The 18042-nt window shown below is 70.6% G+C and carries 11 protein-coding genes and 1 pseudogene; 8 read left to right on the top strand and 4 right to left on the bottom strand.

The window, feature by feature from the left end; genetic code table 11:
* Positions 1–112: 112 nt before the first annotated feature.
* Positions 113–1795 (top strand): helix-turn-helix domain-containing protein, encoded by a 1683-nt coding sequence (locus ABZX85_RS21355; protein WP_355870682.1) that lies wholly within the window; start codon positions 113–115, stop codon positions 1793–1795.
* Positions 1796–1990: 195 nt separating this feature from the next.
* Complete coding sequence (locus ABZX85_RS21350; protein WP_355870680.1) at positions 1991–4030, top strand: discoidin domain-containing protein; 2040 nt, start codon at positions 1991–1993, stop codon at positions 4028–4030.
* 65 nt (positions 4031–4095) lie between these two features.
* Here ABZX85_RS21350 and ABZX85_RS21345 read toward each other — a convergent pair whose 3' ends face one another.
* Entirely contained in the window at positions 4096–7752 is a 3657-nt protein-coding gene (locus ABZX85_RS21345; protein ID WP_355870678.1) for an SdrD B-like domain-containing protein, read from the bottom strand.
* Positions 7753–7916: 164 nt separating this feature from the next.
* On the opposite strand from ABZX85_RS21345, the gene ABZX85_RS21340 reads away from it, so the two are divergent.
* Together ABZX85_RS21340 and ABZX85_RS21335 are read left to right on the top strand one after the other, a co-directional pair.
* Positions 7917–8186: a hypothetical protein gene (locus ABZX85_RS21340; protein ID WP_355870675.1), complete on the top strand. Its 270-nt coding sequence runs from the start codon at positions 7917–7919 to the stop codon at positions 8184–8186.
* Positions 8187–8480: 294 nt separating this feature from the next.
* Positions 8481–10757 (top strand): M4 family metallopeptidase, encoded by a 2277-nt coding sequence (locus ABZX85_RS21335; protein WP_355870673.1) that lies wholly within the window; start codon positions 8481–8483, stop codon positions 10755–10757.
* Positions 10758–10888: 131 nt separating this feature from the next.
* Here the strand turns inward: ABZX85_RS21335 and ABZX85_RS21330 are convergent, their stop codons facing one another.
* The gene (locus tag ABZX85_RS21330; RefSeq protein WP_355870671.1) at positions 10889–11833 is read right to left on the bottom strand and encodes a GNAT family N-acetyltransferase; all 945 of its coding nucleotides are present in this window, start codon (positions 11831–11833) and stop codon (positions 10889–10891) included.
* 357 nt (positions 11834–12190) lie between these two features.
* Here ABZX85_RS21330 and ABZX85_RS21325 point away from each other — a divergent pair, with 357 nt between their 5' ends.
* Entirely contained in the window at positions 12191–12715 is a 525-nt protein-coding gene (locus ABZX85_RS21325; RefSeq protein ID WP_355870668.1) for a hypothetical protein, read from the top strand.
* 14 nt (positions 12716–12729) lie between these two features.
* Here ABZX85_RS21325 and ABZX85_RS21320 read toward each other — a convergent pair.
* Positions 12730–13265: pseudogene (locus ABZX85_RS21320) on the bottom strand (DUF6745 domain-containing protein); the annotation flags it as partial.
* Positions 13266–13455: 190 nt separating this feature from the next.
* On the opposite strand from ABZX85_RS21320, the gene ABZX85_RS21315 reads away from it, so the two are divergent.
* Entirely contained in the window at positions 13456–13659 is a 204-nt protein-coding gene (locus ABZX85_RS21315; RefSeq protein WP_355870666.1) for a hypothetical protein, read from the top strand.
* A gap of 98 nt (positions 13660–13757) precedes the next feature.
* Positions 13758–14774: a LacI family DNA-binding transcriptional regulator gene (locus ABZX85_RS21310; RefSeq protein WP_355870664.1), complete on the top strand. Its 1017-nt coding sequence runs from the start codon at positions 13758–13760 to the stop codon at positions 14772–14774.
* Between the two features lie 406 nt (positions 14775–15180).
* Here ABZX85_RS21310 and ABZX85_RS21305 read toward each other — a convergent pair whose 3' ends face one another.
* Entirely contained in the window at positions 15181–16137 is a 957-nt protein-coding gene (locus tag ABZX85_RS21305; RefSeq protein WP_355870662.1) for an alpha/beta hydrolase, read from the bottom strand.
* Between the two features lie 579 nt (positions 16138–16716).
* Between ABZX85_RS21305 and ABZX85_RS21300 the strand changes: the two genes are divergently transcribed.
* Positions 16717–18009, top strand: a complete 1293-nt coding sequence (locus ABZX85_RS21300) for a family 1 glycosylhydrolase (protein ID WP_355870659.1) — start codon at positions 16717–16719, stop codon at positions 18007–18009.
* Positions 18010–18042: the final 33 nt, after the last annotated feature.

The following is an 18042-nucleotide window of genomic DNA, read 5'->3' as shown; positions in this document are numbered from 1 at the left end:
CCGGAGCTGTGCGCGAGGGCTCCAGCATCCGGTGCCGCCGGAATCCGCCCCGGGACGGCGTTCGGCACCACTCGTTGCTCCTTCAACCGTTCCCGGTACGGTGAACAGTGCCATGACGACCGCAGAACACCTCCCGCCCCTCACCCGGCTCCGTGACGCCCGGGAGCGATTCCTGGCGGGCGGACCCGTCCCCGAAGGTCTCCCGGAGGACGTCGTCTCCGCCTGGCGCCGCGCCCGCTTCCACGGGGTACGGCACGACGCGACCGGCGGTGAGCCGCAGCCCGCGGGCGCCGGCCCGCTGCTGGCGGCGGCCCGGCCCGTGCTGGACCGGCTCGCCCCCGCCCTCGACGGCCGCTCCGCGCTGATCCTCACGGACAACCGGCTGCGCGTGCTGTGGAGCGCCGGTGACCACCACGCTCCGTACGCCGACCTCTCGGAGGAACGCGTCGGACCCAACAGTGCCGCCCTCGCCCTGCGCACGGACCGGCGGGCCGAGGTGCACGGCCCCGAACACTTCCTGGACGACTGGCAGGACGTCTCGGCGGTCAGCACCCCCGTCCACGCCCCGGGCACCACCCGCCCCACCGGCACGGTCACGGTCGCCACCCGGCTCCGCGAGGGCTGCGCGGCCCACCCCTGCGGCACGTGCCTCTCCGAGGCCGACCCGCCGGCCCTCCACCCGCCGGCCCCCCACCCCTCCGCCGCCCTCACCGAAGCCGCAGCCGCGGCCATCGAGGCGGAACTCGTCGCCCGCTCCACCACCCCCGAACGCCTCCTCCTCGACGCCTACCTGGCCGCCCGCACAGGCGCCCACGCAGCCCCCCACTCAGCCACCCGCACCGGCGACCGCCCGGTCGCGGCGTTCGGCGGTCACAGCCGGCTCGTCGACGACACGGCCGCCCGCGCCCTCACCCCCGAGGACCTCCAGCACCTCGAACGCACCGCCCTGCGCGACCCCGAGGCCCGGCGGCTGACGGTCGCGGGACGGAGAGTCGACCTCACCCCGGTACGCCAGGGCGAGACGACCGTCGGGGTCGTCGCCGTCCTCGGCCCGCTCCCCGCCCAGCACGTCCCCGCCCCCTGCCGCACCCAGCCCCCGCTGCTGATCACCGGCGAACGCGGCACCGGCAAGACCGCGCTGGCCCGCGAACTCGCCCCCGGCATAAAGGCGGTGGACGCGGCCGAGGGCGAACTCGGCGACGCGCTCGCGGAACTGACGGACGGTCACCCCCTGCTCCTGCGGCACGCCGAACGCCTCGCCCCCTCCGACACCGCCGCCCTCAACTCCCTCCTCGACACCCACCCCGCCGCCCCCCTCTACGTCACCTACACCCCCGGCCCGCCCCCGGGACCCTGCCTCCAGCGCCTCCTCGACGTCCTCGCCGCCCGCTCGGTCACCCTCCCCGCCCTGCGCGAACGCCCGGCGGACATCGCCGAGCTGGTCAAGGAGGTCGCCCCGAAGCCACCGCCCGGACAGCCCCCGCTCACCTGGTCCCTCGACGCCCTGCGCGCCCTGGAACGCCACCCCTGGCCCGGCAACCTCACCGAACTCGCCCACGTCGTCCACGCGCTGGCCCACGAACGCCGTCTCACCGGCCCGGTCCGCAGGGCCGAACTCCCGGACGCGGTCAGGGAAGGCCCCGCCCACCGCCCGCTCAGCCCGATGGAGGACGCCGAGCGCACGGCCATCCTCCAGGCCCTGGAACGGCACGGCGGGAACAAGGCGCGAGCGGCGTCGGCGCTCGGCATAGGACGGGCAACTCTCTACCGAAAACTGCGCAGTTACCGCCTCTGACCCGTCAAGTCCCCCCGCCTGAAAGGCGATTCCGACCAGTCGGTCTTTCCCAACTCTTGACTCCGCGCCGGGTCCGCCCCGATCCTCATCCATGAAGATCTTGCGACGGTCATGACAATCCCGTGGAACGGTGAGGGGAACGCCGCACAACCCGGCTCGTCGACCGCGCCCCCCGCCGACCCGAGGGACCGCCACATGACGACGGCCAGACGCAGACGCGTCACCCTGCTCACCCTCCTGCTGTTCCTGCTGACGACCGCCCTGGTGCCGACGCCGAGTTCGGCCGCCACGGACTGGTGGACCCCCACCGCCCGCCCGGCCCCGGACGTGCAGGTGAACGTCACCGGTGAGCCGTTCAAGGGCACGAACGCGGCCGGCGAGGTGCGCGGCTTCGTCGACGCCCACAACCACCTCTTCTCCAACGAGGCGTTCGGCGGCCGGCTGATCTGCGGCAAGGTGTTCTCCGAGGCGGGCGTCGCGGACGCCCTCAAGGACTGTCCCGAGCACTACCCGGACGGCACCCTCGCGATCTTCGACTACATCACCCACGGCGGCGACGGCAAGCACGACCCGAACGGCTGGCCCACCTTCAAGGACTGGCCCGCCTACGACTCGATGACCCACCAGGCCAACTACTACGCCTGGGTCGAGCGCGCCTGGCGCGGCGGCCAGCGCGTCCTGGTCAACGACCTCGTCACCAACGGCGTCATCTGCTCGGTCTACTTCTTCAAGGACCGCTCCTGCGACGAGATGACGTCGATCCGCCTCCAGGCGAAGCTGACGTACGACCTCCAGGCGTACATCGACAAGCAGTACGGCGGCACCGGCAAGGGCTGGTTCCGGATCGTCACCGACAGCGCGCAGGCCCGCACGGTCATCGAGCAGGGCAAGCTGGCCGTCATCCTCGGCGTCGAGACGTCCGAGCCGTTCGGCTGCAAGCAGATTCTCGACATCGCGCAGTGCTCCAAGGCCGACATCGACAAGGGCCTCGACGAGCTGTACGCGCTCGGCGTGCGCTCGATGTTCCTGTGCCACAAGTTCGACAACGCGCTGTGCGGCGTCCGCTTCGACGAGGGCGGCCTCGGCACCGCCATCAACGTCGGCCAGTTCCTGTCCACCGGCACGTTCTGGTCCACCGAGAAGTGCACCACCGCGATGCACGACAACCCCATCAACGGCGCCACCTCCGAGGCCGAGGAGGAACTGCCGGACGGCGTCGAGGTCCCGGACTACGTGTCCGACGCCCAGTGCAACAAGCGAGGGCTGACCGAACTCGGCGAGTACGCCGTGCGCGGGATGATGCAGCGCAAGATGATGCTGGAGATCGACCACATGAGCGTCAAGGCCACCGGCCGGGTGCTCGACATGTTCGAGGCCGCGTCCTACCCGGGCGTCCTCTCCTCGCACAGCTGGATGGACCTCAAGTGGACCGAGCGGGTCTACGCGCTCGGCGGGTTCGTCGCCCAGTACATGCACGGCTCCGAGGAGTTCGTGAAGGAGGCGAACCGCACGGACGCGCTGCGCACGAAGTACGGCGTCGGCTACGGCTACGGCACCGACTTCAACGGCATCGGTGACCACCCCGCCCCGCGCGGCGACACGGCCACGAAGGTGACGTACCCGTTCACCAGCGTCGACGGCGGCTCCGTCATCGACCGGCAGACCAGCGGGCAGCGCACCTTCGACATCAACACCGACGGCGCCGCCCACTCCGGGCTGATCCCCGACTGGATCGAGGACATCCGCAAGGTCGGCGGCCAGGACGCGGTCAGCGACCTGTTCCGGGGCGCCGAGTCCTACCTCGGCACCTGGGGCGCCACCGAGGGCCACCAGGCGGGCGTCAACCTCGCCCGCACCGGCACCGCGACGGCCAGCTCCTCCGAGTCCAACCCCTTCACCAGCTACCAGCCCGGCCGGGCCGTCGACGGCGACACCTCGACGCGCTGGGCCAGCGACTGGAGCGACGCGCAGTCCTGGCAGGTCGACCTCGGCGCCACGCAGCTGGTGAGCCGGGTGACGCTGGACTGGGAGCGCGCGTACGGCAAGTCGTACCGGATCGAGGTCTCCTCGGACGGCGGCACCTGGCGGACCGCCTGGTCCACGACGGCCGGTGACGGCGGCCTCGACACCGCCCGCTTCACCGCGACCCCGGCCCGCTACGTCCGCGTCCAGGGCGTCCAGCGGGGCACCGAGTGGGGCTACTCGCTGCGTGAAGTCGGCGTCTACAGCGGCTGAGTGACGAAACGTCAGGGCCGCGCACCGGTGAACTCCGGTGCGCGGCCCTTCAGCCGTTCAAGGGGTCAGCACTTCCCCTTGCAGGGCTCCCCTCGCGGAATCGGGATCTTGATGACGAGACCGTTGTTCGTCACGGTCAGCTTGTACGTCGTGGTCCTGGGCTTCGCCGGCTTCTCGTAGCCCTCCGGGACGTCCGTGACGACCGCGTAGTACACGCCCGGCGGCAGCGGCTTGAAGGCGCACTTCCCGTCGGCCGGGGTGGCGCACTCGCCGACCTTCGGACCCTTCTCCTTCCACAGCTGCACGACCACGCTGCCGAGCGGCTTGCCCGTCTTGGCGTCGGTCGTCAGGACGGTCAGGTTCAGCTGCTTGACCAGACCCGCGTCCAGTGTGAGGTCCGAGCGCTTGCCCGGACCGAGGGTCGTGGTCCCGGTACAGCCGCTCCTCGGGTCGACGACGGAGTCGTCACCGACCTTGCCCGCGTTCGCCTTCGTCCAGTCGTACCCGGCCGGCTTCGTGAAGCAGACCTTGTACTTCCCGTCCGGCAGATCCGTGAACAGGTACTTCCCGTTCGCGTCGGTCGTCGTGGTCTTCAGCGTCCTGCCCGTCGCCGGGTCGATCAGCTTGACCGTGACGCCCTTCGCGCCCTTCTCGCCCTTGTCCTGGATGCCGTTCGCGTTGTCGTCGTACCAGACGTAGTCACCGAGCCGGTTCAGCGGCGTCAGCCCCGCGTCCAGGGTCAGGTCCGTACGGTTCAGGGGACCCATGGTGACCGGCGCCGAGCACCCGGTCTTCGGGTCCACGACCGAGTCGTTCCCGCTGGCGCCCGCGTTCTGCTTGGTGAACTGGTAGCCGGCCGGGGCCGTGAAGCAGACCTTGTACGAGCCGTCGGGCAGGTCCTCGAAGAGGTACTTCCCGTTCGTGTCGGTCGTCGTGGACTTGACCGTGTTGCCGGTCGCCGGGTCGATCAGCTTCACCGGGACACCGGAGGCGGGCAGTTCGCCCGTGTCCTGGATGCCGTTGCCGTTCGTGTCGTACCAGACGTAGTCGCCCAGCTTGTTGAGCGGGGTGAGGCCCGCGTCCTGGGTGAGGTCCGCACGGTTCGACGGGCCGAGGGTGACCGGCTCGGAGCAGCCGGTCGCCGGGTTCACGACCGAGTCGTTGCCGGAGGCGCCCGCGTTCTGCTGGGTGAACTGGTAGCCGTCGGGCTTGCTGAAGCAGACCTTGTACGTACCGTCGGGGAGCTTGTCGAAGAGGTACTTGCCGTCGGCGCCGGTCGGCATGGTCTTGACCGTGTTCCCGGTCGCCGTGTCGATCAGGGTGACGGTGATCCCGGAGGCGGGGAGTTCGCCCGTGTCCTGGATGCCGTTGCCGTTGGCGTCGTACCAGACGTAGTCGCCGACCTTGTTGAGAGGAGTGACGCCCGCGTCCACGTCGTGGTTGACGTAGCCGGGGTCGCCGACGGCGACCGTCGTCTTCCCGGTGCTGTCGGGCTTGGAGTTGACGTGGGTGTCGGTGCCCGCGTTCGCCTTGGTGAACTGGAGGTCGGCGGGGGTGGGGGAGCCGGGGAGGGCGGAGGTGTCGGCGCCGGAGTAGTCGAAGGTGACGTCGTACGTCGTGTTCGGCTTCAGGCCCTGGTCGGTGCCGATGTAGTATTCGCCGTTCGCGTCGGTCGTCGCCGTGAGGACCGTCCCGTCGGGGGCCGTCAGGGTGACGACGACGCCCGGGAGCGGTGCCTCGGACGGGTCCTGGACGCCGTCGCCGTCCGCGTCGTACCAGGCCCGGTTGCCGATCTGGACGGGCGGCGGGGAGCTGATCAGCTCCAGGTCGGCGAGGCCGTTGCCCTTGCCGAAGAGGTTCGCGTGGTCGTTCCAGGTCGACTTGAGCAGCAGGTTCCCGATGATCGTGCCGCTCTGGTCGGCCCGCTTGCGGGTGGGCACGGAACCGTCCGCGACCCACTCGCGCACACCCTGCTCGAACGCCTGGTTCGTCCACGGGTCGAACGCCGTCGACCACAGCTTCTTGCGGTACGGCTGGAGCGCGAGCCCGCCCTCGGTGATCTGGTCGTGGTGGGCGTCGGCCAGGACGGTCGTGTCGTCGTAGAACTCGCCGCCGCCCGGACCCTGCTTGTCCCCCGGGTTCGCGCCCGTGAACGAGCCGCAGGAGCCGTTGTTCTCCAGCGTGTACGTCGACCCCGACACGCACGCCCGCAGGACGTCACCGGCGGCGATCGAGATGACCTGCTGCGTCGTCGAGCCGAAGGCGTAGGTCTGGCTGCCCTGCATGTCCGCGAACCGGTCGCGGAAACCCATGATCAGGTCGCCGTTGTCGGCGATCTCGATGTTGGACAGCATCGGCTGCGGCGCGGCGACGAAGTTGTGCTCCTCGCGCCCCGGCACCCGCTCGTTCCACGCCTCCCAGTCGGCGCTCATCTTCCCGCCGACGGTCGTCGTGTCGTCGCAGCGGTACAGGGTGTCCGGGGTCCCGGTGAACCGGTACGCGCAGCCGCGCGCGAAGTCCAGCGCGTAGGAGGTGAGTTCACTGAACGCGCCCCCCTTGAACTCGTAGACGTGCGCGCTCAGCTTCGACGGGTCGCCCCAGGGCGCCGTGTCGGTGACGGACGACTCCGCCCCGCACACCCCGCCGACCAGCACCCGCTTCCCGCGCACCCCGATGCCGTACGGATGCCAGTCACCGACGCAGGTGTCCGGCTTCGGGATGGCGTACGACGCCGGCGTGCCCGCCGTGACACCGTCCCCGGTGCCGTCGACGGGCACGCTGTACAGCTTGGAGTCGTTGAGGTTGACGGCGTACAGCGTCTTGCCGTCGCCGGTGACGTCGACGTCACCGAGCCCCTCGCGGCCGACCTTGCTGTAGATGACGTCGTCGTGGAGGTAGCTGTTCGTGGCGTCGTGGGCCGTCAGGTCACCCGGCAGGGTCACGAACGTCGTGACGGCCTTGCTGGTGTCGTTGTAGCGGTAGATCGCGTTGACGGGGCCCGCCGGACCGTACGTGGTGTGCCGCTTCACCGACGTGCCCATGAAGACGTTGCCCGAGCGGTCGGTGCCGATGCCGAAGACGGCCTGCTGGGCGGTGTTGTCGGTGAGCTGGGTGAACGTGCCGCCGGGGGAGGTGTTCGTGAGGTTCCCGTCGAACCGCATCAGCCCCTGCATGCCGGTCGCGTCACCCTTGGCGAGCCCGGCCGTGACCAGCGTCGGGGTCTCCGGGTAGTAGACGTCCGGCTCCAGGAAACCGGTCGTGTACACGACGTCGGTGCCGCCCGAGACGTCCACGAAGCCGGTGTTCGAGCGGATCACCCCGGCGCCCGTGCCGAGGCCCGCGACCGCCGGCTGGTAGGCGGAGGTGTCCGGGTTCTTCACCTCGATCCGGTACTTGCCGCCGGTCAGCGTCGAGGAGGCCGGGGTGAAGGACGCTACTCCGTCCGCGCCGGTCGTCGCGGTGAGCGTGTTCCCCGCGTCGTCCGTCAGCGTGACGGTCACGCCCGACATCCCGGGCTCCAGGACACTGTCGTAGGCGCCGTCCGCGTCCACGTCGGTGACGACCCGTACGGTCACGGTGCCGTCGCCCGAGCCCTGAACCCTCGTCAGCCCCGGCGCGGCGGAGGCCGCCTGGGCGACCGGCGGGCCGGCCGCGCACACGGCGAGCACGAGACCGACGGCGAGCCGCCGGCGTACCCGTCTCCGGAGTGTTTCCTTGCGCATGCTGCTCCTCGTCTCATGGAGTACCACCACCCCATATCTCTACATAAAGATCAAATATGCTCAATTCGGGCAAATAGTAAAAACCGTGACGTTCGCATCGGAGTGACCGTCAGTCGAGGGCCGCTCCGGGGCCGTTGTCAGTGCCGGGTGGGAGGCTGTTGACCATGGACGAGACGGAGTTCATGCGGGGCAGGGTCTACGGCGCGGACCACGAGGACGCGGGACCGCGACCGGGCAGGCGTTACGCCGAACTGGTGGGCGGCCCGCTGGACGGGCTGCTGCTCGATGTGACGGACGGGGTGGGCGAGGCGCGGGAGGTGGTGCTGGCGACGGAGATCGGGCGGTACGGCGCGGGCGGCCGGGCGGTGTACGCGTGGGGCGCGGGGGACGCGCGGCGGCTGGAGTGGCGGGGGGATCTGCCGGGGGTGGCGTGACGGGTGGTGGGTAAGGGGCGGGTAAGACGAGGCGCGTCCGAAAACTCGCTCTTGAAAGTCTGAACTCCCAGTAAACAAGGGCTAGTTCAAGCCGTTGACTTGACGTACCCATGACAATCAACGGCACGGGGTGTCACTCTTCTGTCTCGCGTTCACCATTTCTTCACGCACACACCAGGCGACACCCCCCACCTGCCCGCCACCCCCCTGTGCAGCGCTCCGGACCGGCGTCATCTCGCCGTCCGCGCCCTCACCGGCCCCTCGACCAGGGGCCGAACGCAGAAGGAGACCCCGTTGCCCCGGCGATCCCGCCTCCTCCCCCGGCGCAGACGCGCCGCACTGCTCGCCCTCACCGCGGCCGGCGCCCTGCTGGCCGTCGGCACCCAGACCGGCGGCGCCACCGCGGCCCCCGACCCGGGCGCCGCCGCCAAGAAGATCAGCGCGACCCCCCGCGCGGGCGCCGCCCAGATAGCCCTGACGCCGGCTCAGCGCACGACGCTCCTCAAGAGCGCCACCGCCTCGGCCGCGACGACCGCCCGCAGCCTCGCCCTCGGCGGCCAGGAGAAACTCGTCGTCCGCGACGTGATCAAGGACGCCGACGGCACCGTCCACACCCGCTACGAGCGCACCTACGCGGGCCTGCCCGTCCTCGGCGGCGACCTCGTCGTGCACACCGCGACCAGCGGCCGTACGACGACGACCAAGGCCAGCGACGCGACGCTCGCCGTGCCCTCCCTCACGCCGAAGATCACCGCCGCCACCGCCTCCGGCAAGGCGCTCGGCGCCGCGAAGAACGCCGACGTCGCCAAGGGCGAGACCGAGAACGCGCCCCGCCTCGTCGTCTGGGCGAGCGACGGCAAGCCGGTCCTCGCCTGGGAGACCACCGTCCACGGCACCCAGGCCGACGGCACCCCGAGCGAGCTGCGCGTCGTCAGCGACGCCACCTCCGGCAAGCAGCTCCTCGCCGAGGAGGGCGTCCACACCGGCACCGGCACCGGCCAGTACAGCGGCACCGTCCCGCTCGGCTCGACGCTCTCCGGCTCGACGTACCAGCTCGTCGACGGCGACCGCGCCGGCCACCGCACCTACGACCTCAACCAGGGCACCTCCGGCACCGGCACCCTCTTCACCGACGCCGACGACGTCTGGGGCAACGGCCTGCCCAGCAACCGGCAGACCGCCGGCGTCGACGTCGCCTTCGGCGCCGCGGCCACCTGGGACTACTACAAAGAGGTCTACGGCCGCAACGGCATCCGCAACGACGGCGTCGCCGCCTACAGCCGCGCCCACTACGGCAGCTCCTACGTCAACGCGTTCTGGCAGGACTCCTGCTTCTGCATGACGTACGGCGACGGCTCGGGCAACAACAACCCGCTCACCTCGCTCGACGTCGCCGCCCACGAGATGACGCACGGCGTCACCGCCGCGACCGCCAACCTCACCTACTCCGGTGAGTCCGGCGGCCTCAACGAGGCGACCTCCGACATCTTCGCCGCCGCCGTCGAGTTCTACGAGAACCTCCCGGCCGACCCCGGCGACTACCTCGTCGGCGAGAAGATCAACATCAACGGCAACGGCACCCCGCTGCGCTACATGGACAAGCCCTCCAAGGACGGCTCCTCGTACGACAACTGGAGCTCCTCCCTCGGCAGCGTCGACGTCCACTACTCCTCGGGCCCGGCCAACCACTTCTTCTACCTGCTGAGCGAGGGCAGCGGCGCCAAGACCGTCAACGGCGTCGCCTACGACAGCCCGACGTTCGACGGCAAGTCTGTCACCGGCATCGGCATCCAGAACGCCGCGAAGATCTGGTACCGCGCGCTGACGACGTACATGACGTCCTCCACCAACTACGCGGGCGCCCGCACCGCCACCCTGTCGGCCGCCACGGACCTGTTCGGCGCCTACAGCCCGACCTACCTGGCCGTCGCCGACGCCTGGGCCGGCATCAACGTCGGCAGCCGGATCGCGCTCGGCGTCAACGTCGCGCCGATCTCCGCCCAGGTCTCCGGCGTCGGGCAGAGCGTCTCCCTCCAGGTCGACGCCTACACCACCAACACCGGTGCCGGCCTGACCTACGAGGCGACCGGCCTGCCCGCCGGGCTCTCCATCAGCTCCACCGGCCTGATCTCCGGCGTCCCGACGACGCTCGGCACCGGTGACGTGACCGTCAAGGTCACCGACGCCACCGGCGCCTCCGTCTCGCAGACGTTCAGCTGGCGGATCGCCAACATCTACGCCAACGCCACCCGCGTCGACATCCCCGACAACGGTGCCGCCGTCGAGTCCCCGGTCACCATCACCGGCCGCGACGGCAACGCCTCCGCGACCACCGAGGTGTACGTCAACATCGTGCACACCTACCGCGGTGACCTCACGGTCGACCTGGTCGCCCCCGACGGCACGGTCTACTCGCTGCTGAACCGCTCCGGCGGCTCCGCGGACAACGTCGACCAGACGTTCACCGTCAACGCCTCCGCCAAGGCGATCAACGGCACCTGGAAGCTGCGGGTCCAGGACCGGGCGGCGATCGACACCGGCTACATCCAGCGGTGGCAGATCACTCCGTGACGCTCCGGGCATGACGCCCCCGGGTGAACCACCCGGGGCCCGGACCGCACGGCAACCCTGATACGACTCCGCCCGGCCCCTCTGCCTCGGGGGCCGGGCGCGGTCGTGTGCGGACGCGCGAATTGCGGGGTTCAGGTGAGGGTGACCTCCCAGGTGTCCACCGCGAAGTGCACCGTCATGCCGTGGCGCGCGTACAGCGCCGGAGCGCCCGTCTCGTTGCCGGTGTCCACGCCCAGGCCCACGGTGTCCCGGCCCCGCTCGGCGAACGTCGCGAACGCGTGGGACAGGAGCAGGCCGGCGAGCCCCTGACCCCGGGCCTCGGGCAGGACACCGATGCTGCGGACCCAGCCCATCGCCGTACGGTCGTTGCGGGCGAGCAGGAAACCGGCGTCCGGCGCGTCACCCGTGCTGTTCGTGGTCGGGGCGCTGACGATCCACACCAGCGACCAGTCGACGCGCTCGCCGTCGATGTCGTTGAACCACTGCTCGTACGTGCGCGGCTGGTGGTCGAAGTGTGCTGCGAACGTGGTCTGGTAGAGGGCGTGGACGATCCGCCGGTCCTCCTCCGACGCGCAGGCCCGCAGCCGCACCCCGTCCGGCAGGACGACGGCCCGGTCCCGGTCCGCGTCGAGCGGCCGGTGCAGTACGTGATAGCGGCGTACGACGCCCCAGCCGCGCGCCGTCAGCGACGCCGGGTCCAGCGTGGCGCGGACGTTGAGATAGAGGTGGACGACGGCTCGCTCGGCCCCGTTGGCGCGGGCCCTCTCCAGGGCGCGTGCCTCCATCGCGGCGAGGACGGTGAGGCCCACCTCCTGGTGCTCGGGCAGGACGTAGTGGTCGATGTCGATCCGCTCGCCCTCCGACTCGTCCCACAACAGGCCGTAGGCGACGAGGTGTCCGCCGTCGAAGGCGAGCCAGGAGTCGCGGGTGAGGTCGGTGTCGGGATGCTTCAGGTCGGCCTCGACCGTGTGCTGGTCCGTCTCCGGGCGGCCCACCTCGATCACGTCGATCGCGTTGAGCAGGGCGGTGACGGCGGGGGCGTCCTCGAACGTGGCCGGGCGCAGGACATAGGACATGCCGTCAGGGTCCGGGGGAGCGCAGGGGGGCCGCAAACGAATTTCGGGGGCCGGGGCCGAGAGAACTGCGGGCGTGATGTGGGCGAACTCGGGAGCGGCGCCGGACGAACTCCCGGCGGGCCCACGGCGAGCGGTTCGACAGCCCTCCGTCCGCCCCTTCCCGAAGCCCCGGACGGCCTCCCTCGCCCCGAACCACAAGGCGCGGCAATGCCCTTGCCATCCGCCTGCCCGTCCCCGGCCATTCGTCCCCCAAGCCGTCACCTCCTTCGGCAAAGACGTCTATCCGCGTAGAACCCCAGGTGCTGTCATGTGCGCGACCGCCCGGACCGTTGCCGGGCCCTCATCGGGAGACCCCCCATGTCCCGTACCACCCGCCCCGTGGTGACGACCCTCTCCGCCTTCGCCCTCGCCGCCGCCGGCCTGACCCTCACGGCGGGCACGGCCCACGCCCAGTCGTGCAGCCAGGCGTACCTCCCCCTGCCCGACCCCTCCTGCCAGCCCGGGGCCCTCAACCCCGACGTCACGCAGAGCACCATCGGCTCCACCATCTGCGTCTCCGGCTGGACCGCGACCGTCCGCCCCTCCAGCTCCTACACCACCGCCCTGAAGAAACAGCAGATCGTCGAGTACGGCTACAGCGACACCAGCACCTCCGACTACGAGGAGGACCACTTCATCCCCCTCGAACTCGGCGGCGCCCCCAAGGACCCCGAGAACCTGTGGCCCGAGCCGGAGTACGGCGACAAGACCGCCGGTAACAAGGACACCGTCGAGAACAAGCTCAAGAAGGCCGTCTGCGCCGGGCAGGTCAGCCTCGCCGACGCCCGGGACGCGATCGCCTCGGACTGGACGACGGCCCTGGCGAACCTCGGCCTGAGCTGACCCGGCGGGGGTGGTCAGGTCTCCTGGAGCGGCGCGTACGCCTCGGCGCCGAGCCCGAACGTCCAGGCCACCCCCTCCCGCGCGGTCCGCGTCCGCGGCGGCACCCGCAGCCGGTACACGTTCCGCGAACCGTCCGGCTCCGGCGTCGGGTTGACGACCTCCACCATCACCACCGGCTCGTCGATGCCCATCTCGATCCGCCACAGCACCCCGTCTCGTCCCGGTGCACCGGCTGCGCGCCCGAGTCGGCGAGATACCGCTCGTAGCCGTAGAACTCCAGCATCACGCGCCGCAGTTCCGCGTTCTCCTCGGCCTGGACGCGCTGCGGCACCAGCGTCCGCAGCTCCTCCAGGAACGCCGGCGGCACCGGCATCCCGCGCCACGCGCACAGCGCGAACCCGTCCGGGAACGCCGGCGCCGGACCGTCCCCCCGGTCCAGCCGCCCCGCCTCGTCCCGGTGCAGCTCGACCGGCCGCTCGCACACGACGGCGACCTTCTCGTAGGCCCACCACCAGCCGGCACTGTGACAGACCTCGGCGAGCCCGGCCAAGGGGGTTGCGGGGGCGGGGGAGAGCGGCTCGTCGCCCGAGTGTTCGGCGGACGCCGCCAGGTCTGAGGCGCCGCGGGAAAGCCCGGGCTCCTCGCCGCCGACGGGCACCGGGGGCCGGGGGCTGCCGTCCGCACGGGCACGCGGTCCGCCGCCGGCAGACGCCGAGGGCTCCGGGCCGTCGTCCGCAGGCGTGCCGGCCCAGCATCGCGTCCAGCAGGATCAGGCGGGCCTGGGACGCCCGCTCGCGGCCGACCTCGCCGAGTGCGACCGCGTCGCCAACCGTGAGCGGGACTGCTCCGGCACGGCCGGACGGCGCGGCGTCAACATCCAGGCGGTGACCGGGCCGGCCGGCGAACACCGAGGCCCGCACCCACCACATCGTCACCGTGTGTGAACGACTGCGGCTCCCGGTCGGTTCACTAACGCCTGTTAGTGGCGTGGGCGGTACAGTACCTCAGGCGTAGTACACCCTCAGGAACGGAAGGGGGACGGATGGAGGGCCAGGCTGCTGCTCGGTCGGGAGGCCGGGTCACCAGTGCCGACGTCGCCCGGGAGGCCGGCGTCTCCCGGACCACCGTGAGCTTCGTGCTCAACGGCACCAAGGGGCAGACGATCCCCGAGCCGACGAGGCGGCGCGTCCTCGAAGCGGCCACGCGGCTGCGCTACGCCCCCTCGGCGGAAGCCCGCACCCTCAGCCGCGGCCGTAGCGACGTCGTACTCCTGCACCAGCCACCTCAGCTACCGCTGACCGACCTCGGGGCACTGGCCGAGTTCCTGTCGGCGGAGTTCGCCGCGGTCGGACTCACGACAGTGATCCACCCATGGTCCCCCAAGCCCGCCGGTGACGTGTGGACCGCTATCACGCCCGTGGCCGTTCTCGCCTGGGACCTGCCGGACAGCGACGTCGCCGCGATGCGGCGCAACGGGGTGCGTGCGGTGGTTTCTCTGACTGCTGAGTCCGACCCCGTCGCGCAGTGGGTCTGGGGAGCCCGGGAGCACAGCATCGCCCGGCTCCAGGTCGAGCGCCTCCTCATGGCGGGGCACCGTCGGCTCGGCTACGCCCGCCCTCACGACGAGCGCCTGGCCGAGGCGAGCGAGAGACGCCTCGACGCGCTGGAGCGAGTGTGCGCCGAGCACGGCGTGACGGCTCCTGTCGCTATGGCAACCCCAAGCGATGACGAAGGAGCCGGAGCCGCCGTCGACGCCGTCGCGGCCTGGCGTGAGATGACCCCGGCCGTCACCGGAGTCTGCGCCCATGATGCCGTGGCAGCCCTGGCCGTCCTCGCGGGCTTGCGTGAACTCGGGCTGACCGTACCGGCGGACCTTGCGGTGATCGGCGCCGTCGACTCCCCGGCTGCTCGTCTTGCCGCTCCGCCCTTGACGATGGTGGCGGTGGACATGCGAGGCACCGCACGCCACCTCGTCCAGGCCGTCACCAGCCTGCTCGAAGGCCGGCCCCTACCGGTCGGCCCTGAAGTCACCGAGGTGATCGAGCGTCGCTCGGTCTGAATCGACGGCTCGGGGGCCTCGCTCGTCGCGCTTGACGACCCGTCCCCCGATCGATGGCTGACTCAAAGAAGAAGACGCTGATCGTGGTGGCGTGGCCGGGTGTGCTGTCGAGGTGCATGCGGGCGTGATGGAGTTCGGCGATTTCGGCGACGAGGGACAGCCCGAGGCCGGTGCCGCGTAGAAGCGGTCGAGGACATGATCCTGCGCTTCCTGTTGAGGAGCGCACGTGAAGGCCCTCCCGGCAAACTCTTGGCCGAGTTCGGCAGGGCCGTGGAGTGCGCGAAGGCGCGCCGGTGCTCACCGTAGAGGCGGGTGCGGTCAGGGGCGAGACCCGGCTGGGAGTGGGCGGGGTCGAGTGTCCGGGTTGCGGTTGTTCGCGTCGTGGGCCGGCCGGGCGGCGCAGAGCCTATGGGCATTCCGCATCGGCTTCGGCTGTCACGGCAGGAAGAGCCTCATGTGTGAAGGCTCGTATCCGCCGACGGCACTGCCTGCGCTCCGCCGAGGGCACGTGGAGGAAACCGTGGATCGTCCCTGGCCACTCATCGAGGACGACGGGGACGTCCTCGGCGCGCATCCGGGCCACCAGCTGTCGTGCGTCGTCGAGCACGAGGTCGTACCGGCCCACCGGAACGTATGTGCGCGGGAAGTCGCGGAAGGTTCCGAACAGCGGTGACAGTCCGGGGTCGCGCCGATCACGTCCGCCGGCGTACCAGCCTGCCGCCTCCAGCAGATGAGAGCGGACGAGCATGTCGCGTCCGGCGTTGGCCGCGCTGTTCGCGCCGCTGGGAGACAGGTCGACCCAGGGGAAGACGGGCACGACGGCGGCCGGCATCGGCAGACCTTCCTCGCGCGCTTTCTGTAGGAGCACCAGCGCCAGGCCCCCGCCTGCCGACTCGCCGACGACGACCAGCCGATCGGGGCCGGGAGCGCGTACGAGTTCCCGGTAGACGGCCAACGCGTCTTCGAGCGCTGCGGGGTAAGGGTGCTCGGGTGCGAGCCGGTACTCGACGCTGACCAGGTCGGGACCGCCGTCGGCGGACAGATGGGCCGCGTTGACGCCGTCCCGGGCGCTGCCGGCCATATAGGCCCCGCCGTGCAGGTAGAGGACGGTGCCACGGGCCCGTGCTCCGGACGACGCGCGAAGCACAGGGACACCCGCGATCACCTCCTCGGTCAGTTTCACGCCTCGGGGTGCGCGGACCACGGACGCGAGTCGCCGCAACAGTCGGCGATCCGCGGCCAGGTCGGCGGGCGTGCCTTCCTTGCGGCGTGCCCGTCGGCTGAGCACCGTGCCGACGAGCCGCATGGCGAGGCTGGGGCGCTGGGCTACGAGTGCGGAGGCGGTGGCGTCCTGGTGCGTCACAGAGGTTCCTTGGGGGCAGACGATTCTTGCGAGAATGGAGGTAGCGGTCAGCGGTTCGTTCGGCTCGACGATCGCGCCGCGCGGTCGGGGTGACAGGGCGCCGTCGGAGCTGCGGCAAGCGGTCTGGTCGTTTGTGTGGCGGTCGTCGCTCGACCGGGCTGATCCGCCCCCGCTCGGCGAGGAGCCCGTTACTGACCAAGGCATGTCGGGTTCCGTGAGGACTGTGCGGTACGTGGGGCCATCGCCAAACCCTCTTGCGGTTCGGTGTTGGTTCGCCGACACTCACTAAAGCGCGTTAGTGATCGGTGTGCAAGTGGCTCTTCCGTTCTTCCGTCCTTGTGGGTGTGCCACGCCTGGGATACGATCCCGCCCACATCGCTAACGCGCGTTAGTGATGGCGAGAAGCCCGCCGGCACGAAGTCCAGGGCGTTCGCGGACGGACCCGTTCGGCTCGATGTCCGCGCGCGGCCTCGTCGTCCTATGCCTTCGTTCGACCCCTTCGTCCGGCGGCCGGCCGAAGGCCGAGTTGCCACACCGTCTGGACCAATCCCTGCGAGCACAGACCCTCAGGAGCCGACTGTGTCCCAACCGCTCATCTTCCCCGACCGCTTCCTGTGGGGCGCCGCGACCGCCGCGCACCAGGTCGAAGGCGACAACGCGACCAGCGACTGGTGGGAATGGGAGACCGACCCGTCTCCCAAAGCGCCGATGGCGGAGCCCTCCGGTGCCGCCTGCGATCACCTCAATCGCTACAAGGAGGACATCGCGCTGCTCGCGAAACTCGGGCTGAACACCTACCGCTTCTCCGTGGAATGGGCACGCATCGAGCCCCGCCAAGGAGAATTCGACCCCAAGGCGCTCCAGCACTACGTGGACATGGCCGACACCTGCCTGGACCACGGCGTCACCCCGATCATCACGTTGCAGCACTTCACGCTGCCCGCCTGGGTGACCCGGGCAGGCGCCTGGACGAACCCCAGCCTCCCGGCCTGGTTCCGGCGCTACACCACGCGCGTGATGGAGCACATGCAGAGCCGTGCTCCCTACATCTGCACGATCAATGAACCCGGCAACATGATCACGCGGGGGTATCTGGGCACTTTCCCGACGCCGCCCTTCGTGCGGAACCTCGACGCGTTCGACGCTGCGGCGGCAGGCGTGAACGCCGCACATCGCAACGCCCGGGAGGTCATTCGTGAACTCGCGCCCGGAGTCAAGGTCGGTATGGCGCATGCACTTCAGGACTGGCATGCCAACTCGGGCGGAGTCCCGACCCTGGAATGGGCGCGGGAGCTTCACGAGGACCGGTTTTTCGCCGAAACCGCTGAGGACGACTTCCTCGGCGTCCAGACCTACACCCGCCTCGACGTCAAGGCTCCCCGGAGCCTCGGACACGTCAGTGCTGCTCTTCTGCGCAGCCGCCGCCTGACGCAGTCACTCGTACTTCCGTACCTGCGCCGCCAAGCCGCAGCCGCCGTACCTGTGGAAGGAGCGCCCGACGACGGAATCCGCCGAACCCTGATGGGTTACCGGTGGGCGCCGGAGGCGGTCGAGGCCACGATCCGGCGAGTGGCGCGCCTCTTCCCCGGCAAGGAGGTCGTCATCACCGAGCACGGCGTCGCGACCGGCGACGACGCCGACCGTGTCGAGTACCTCAGGGCGGGGCTGCGTGTCGTGCACCGGCTGATCGGCGACGGACTGCCCGTCACCGGATACGTCCACTGGTCGCTGCTGGACAACTTCGAGTGGTGGGACGGCTATCGGCCCACGTACGGGCTCGTAGCCGTCGACCGCACCACTCAGGAACGGACCGTCAAGCCATCGGCCCACTGGTACGGCGACGTGGCCCGCACCAACCGGGTGCCGGCATGATCCACTGGCCGGCGGAAGACGCCACCAGGGTCG

Origin of the sequence: Streptomyces sp. NPDC004539 (assembly GCF_040610055.1) — a bacterium.
Classification (GTDB): domain Bacteria; phylum Actinomycetota; class Actinomycetes; order Streptomycetales; family Streptomycetaceae; genus Streptomyces.
This window is presented reverse-complemented; position numbering and strand designations above follow the sequence as displayed.

What these genes read in the sequence shown, in the direction of transcription:
- ABZX85_RS21310 (WP_355870664.1), top strand. Translation starts at nt 13,758, where the DNA reads ATGGAGGGCCAGGCTGCTGCTCGGTCGGGAGGCCGGGTCACCAGTGCC.
- ABZX85_RS21345 (WP_355870678.1), bottom strand. Translation starts at nt 7,752, where the DNA reads ATGCGCAAGGAAACACTCCGGAGACGGGTACGCCGGCGGCTCGCCGTC.
- ABZX85_RS21330 (WP_355870671.1), bottom strand. Translation starts at nt 11,833, where the DNA reads ATGTCCTATGTCCTGCGCCCGGCCACGTTCGAGGACGCCCCCGCCGTC.
- ABZX85_RS21350 (WP_355870680.1), top strand. Translation starts at nt 1,991, where the DNA reads ATGACGACGGCCAGACGCAGACGCGTCACCCTGCTCACCCTCCTGCTG.
- ABZX85_RS21340 (WP_355870675.1), top strand. Translation starts at nt 7,917, where the DNA reads ATGGACGAGACGGAGTTCATGCGGGGCAGGGTCTACGGCGCGGACCAC.
- ABZX85_RS21325 (WP_355870668.1), top strand. Translation starts at nt 12,191, where the DNA reads ATGTCCCGTACCACCCGCCCCGTGGTGACGACCCTCTCCGCCTTCGCC.
- ABZX85_RS21355 (WP_355870682.1), top strand. Translation starts at nt 113, where the DNA reads ATGACGACCGCAGAACACCTCCCGCCCCTCACCCGGCTCCGTGACGCC.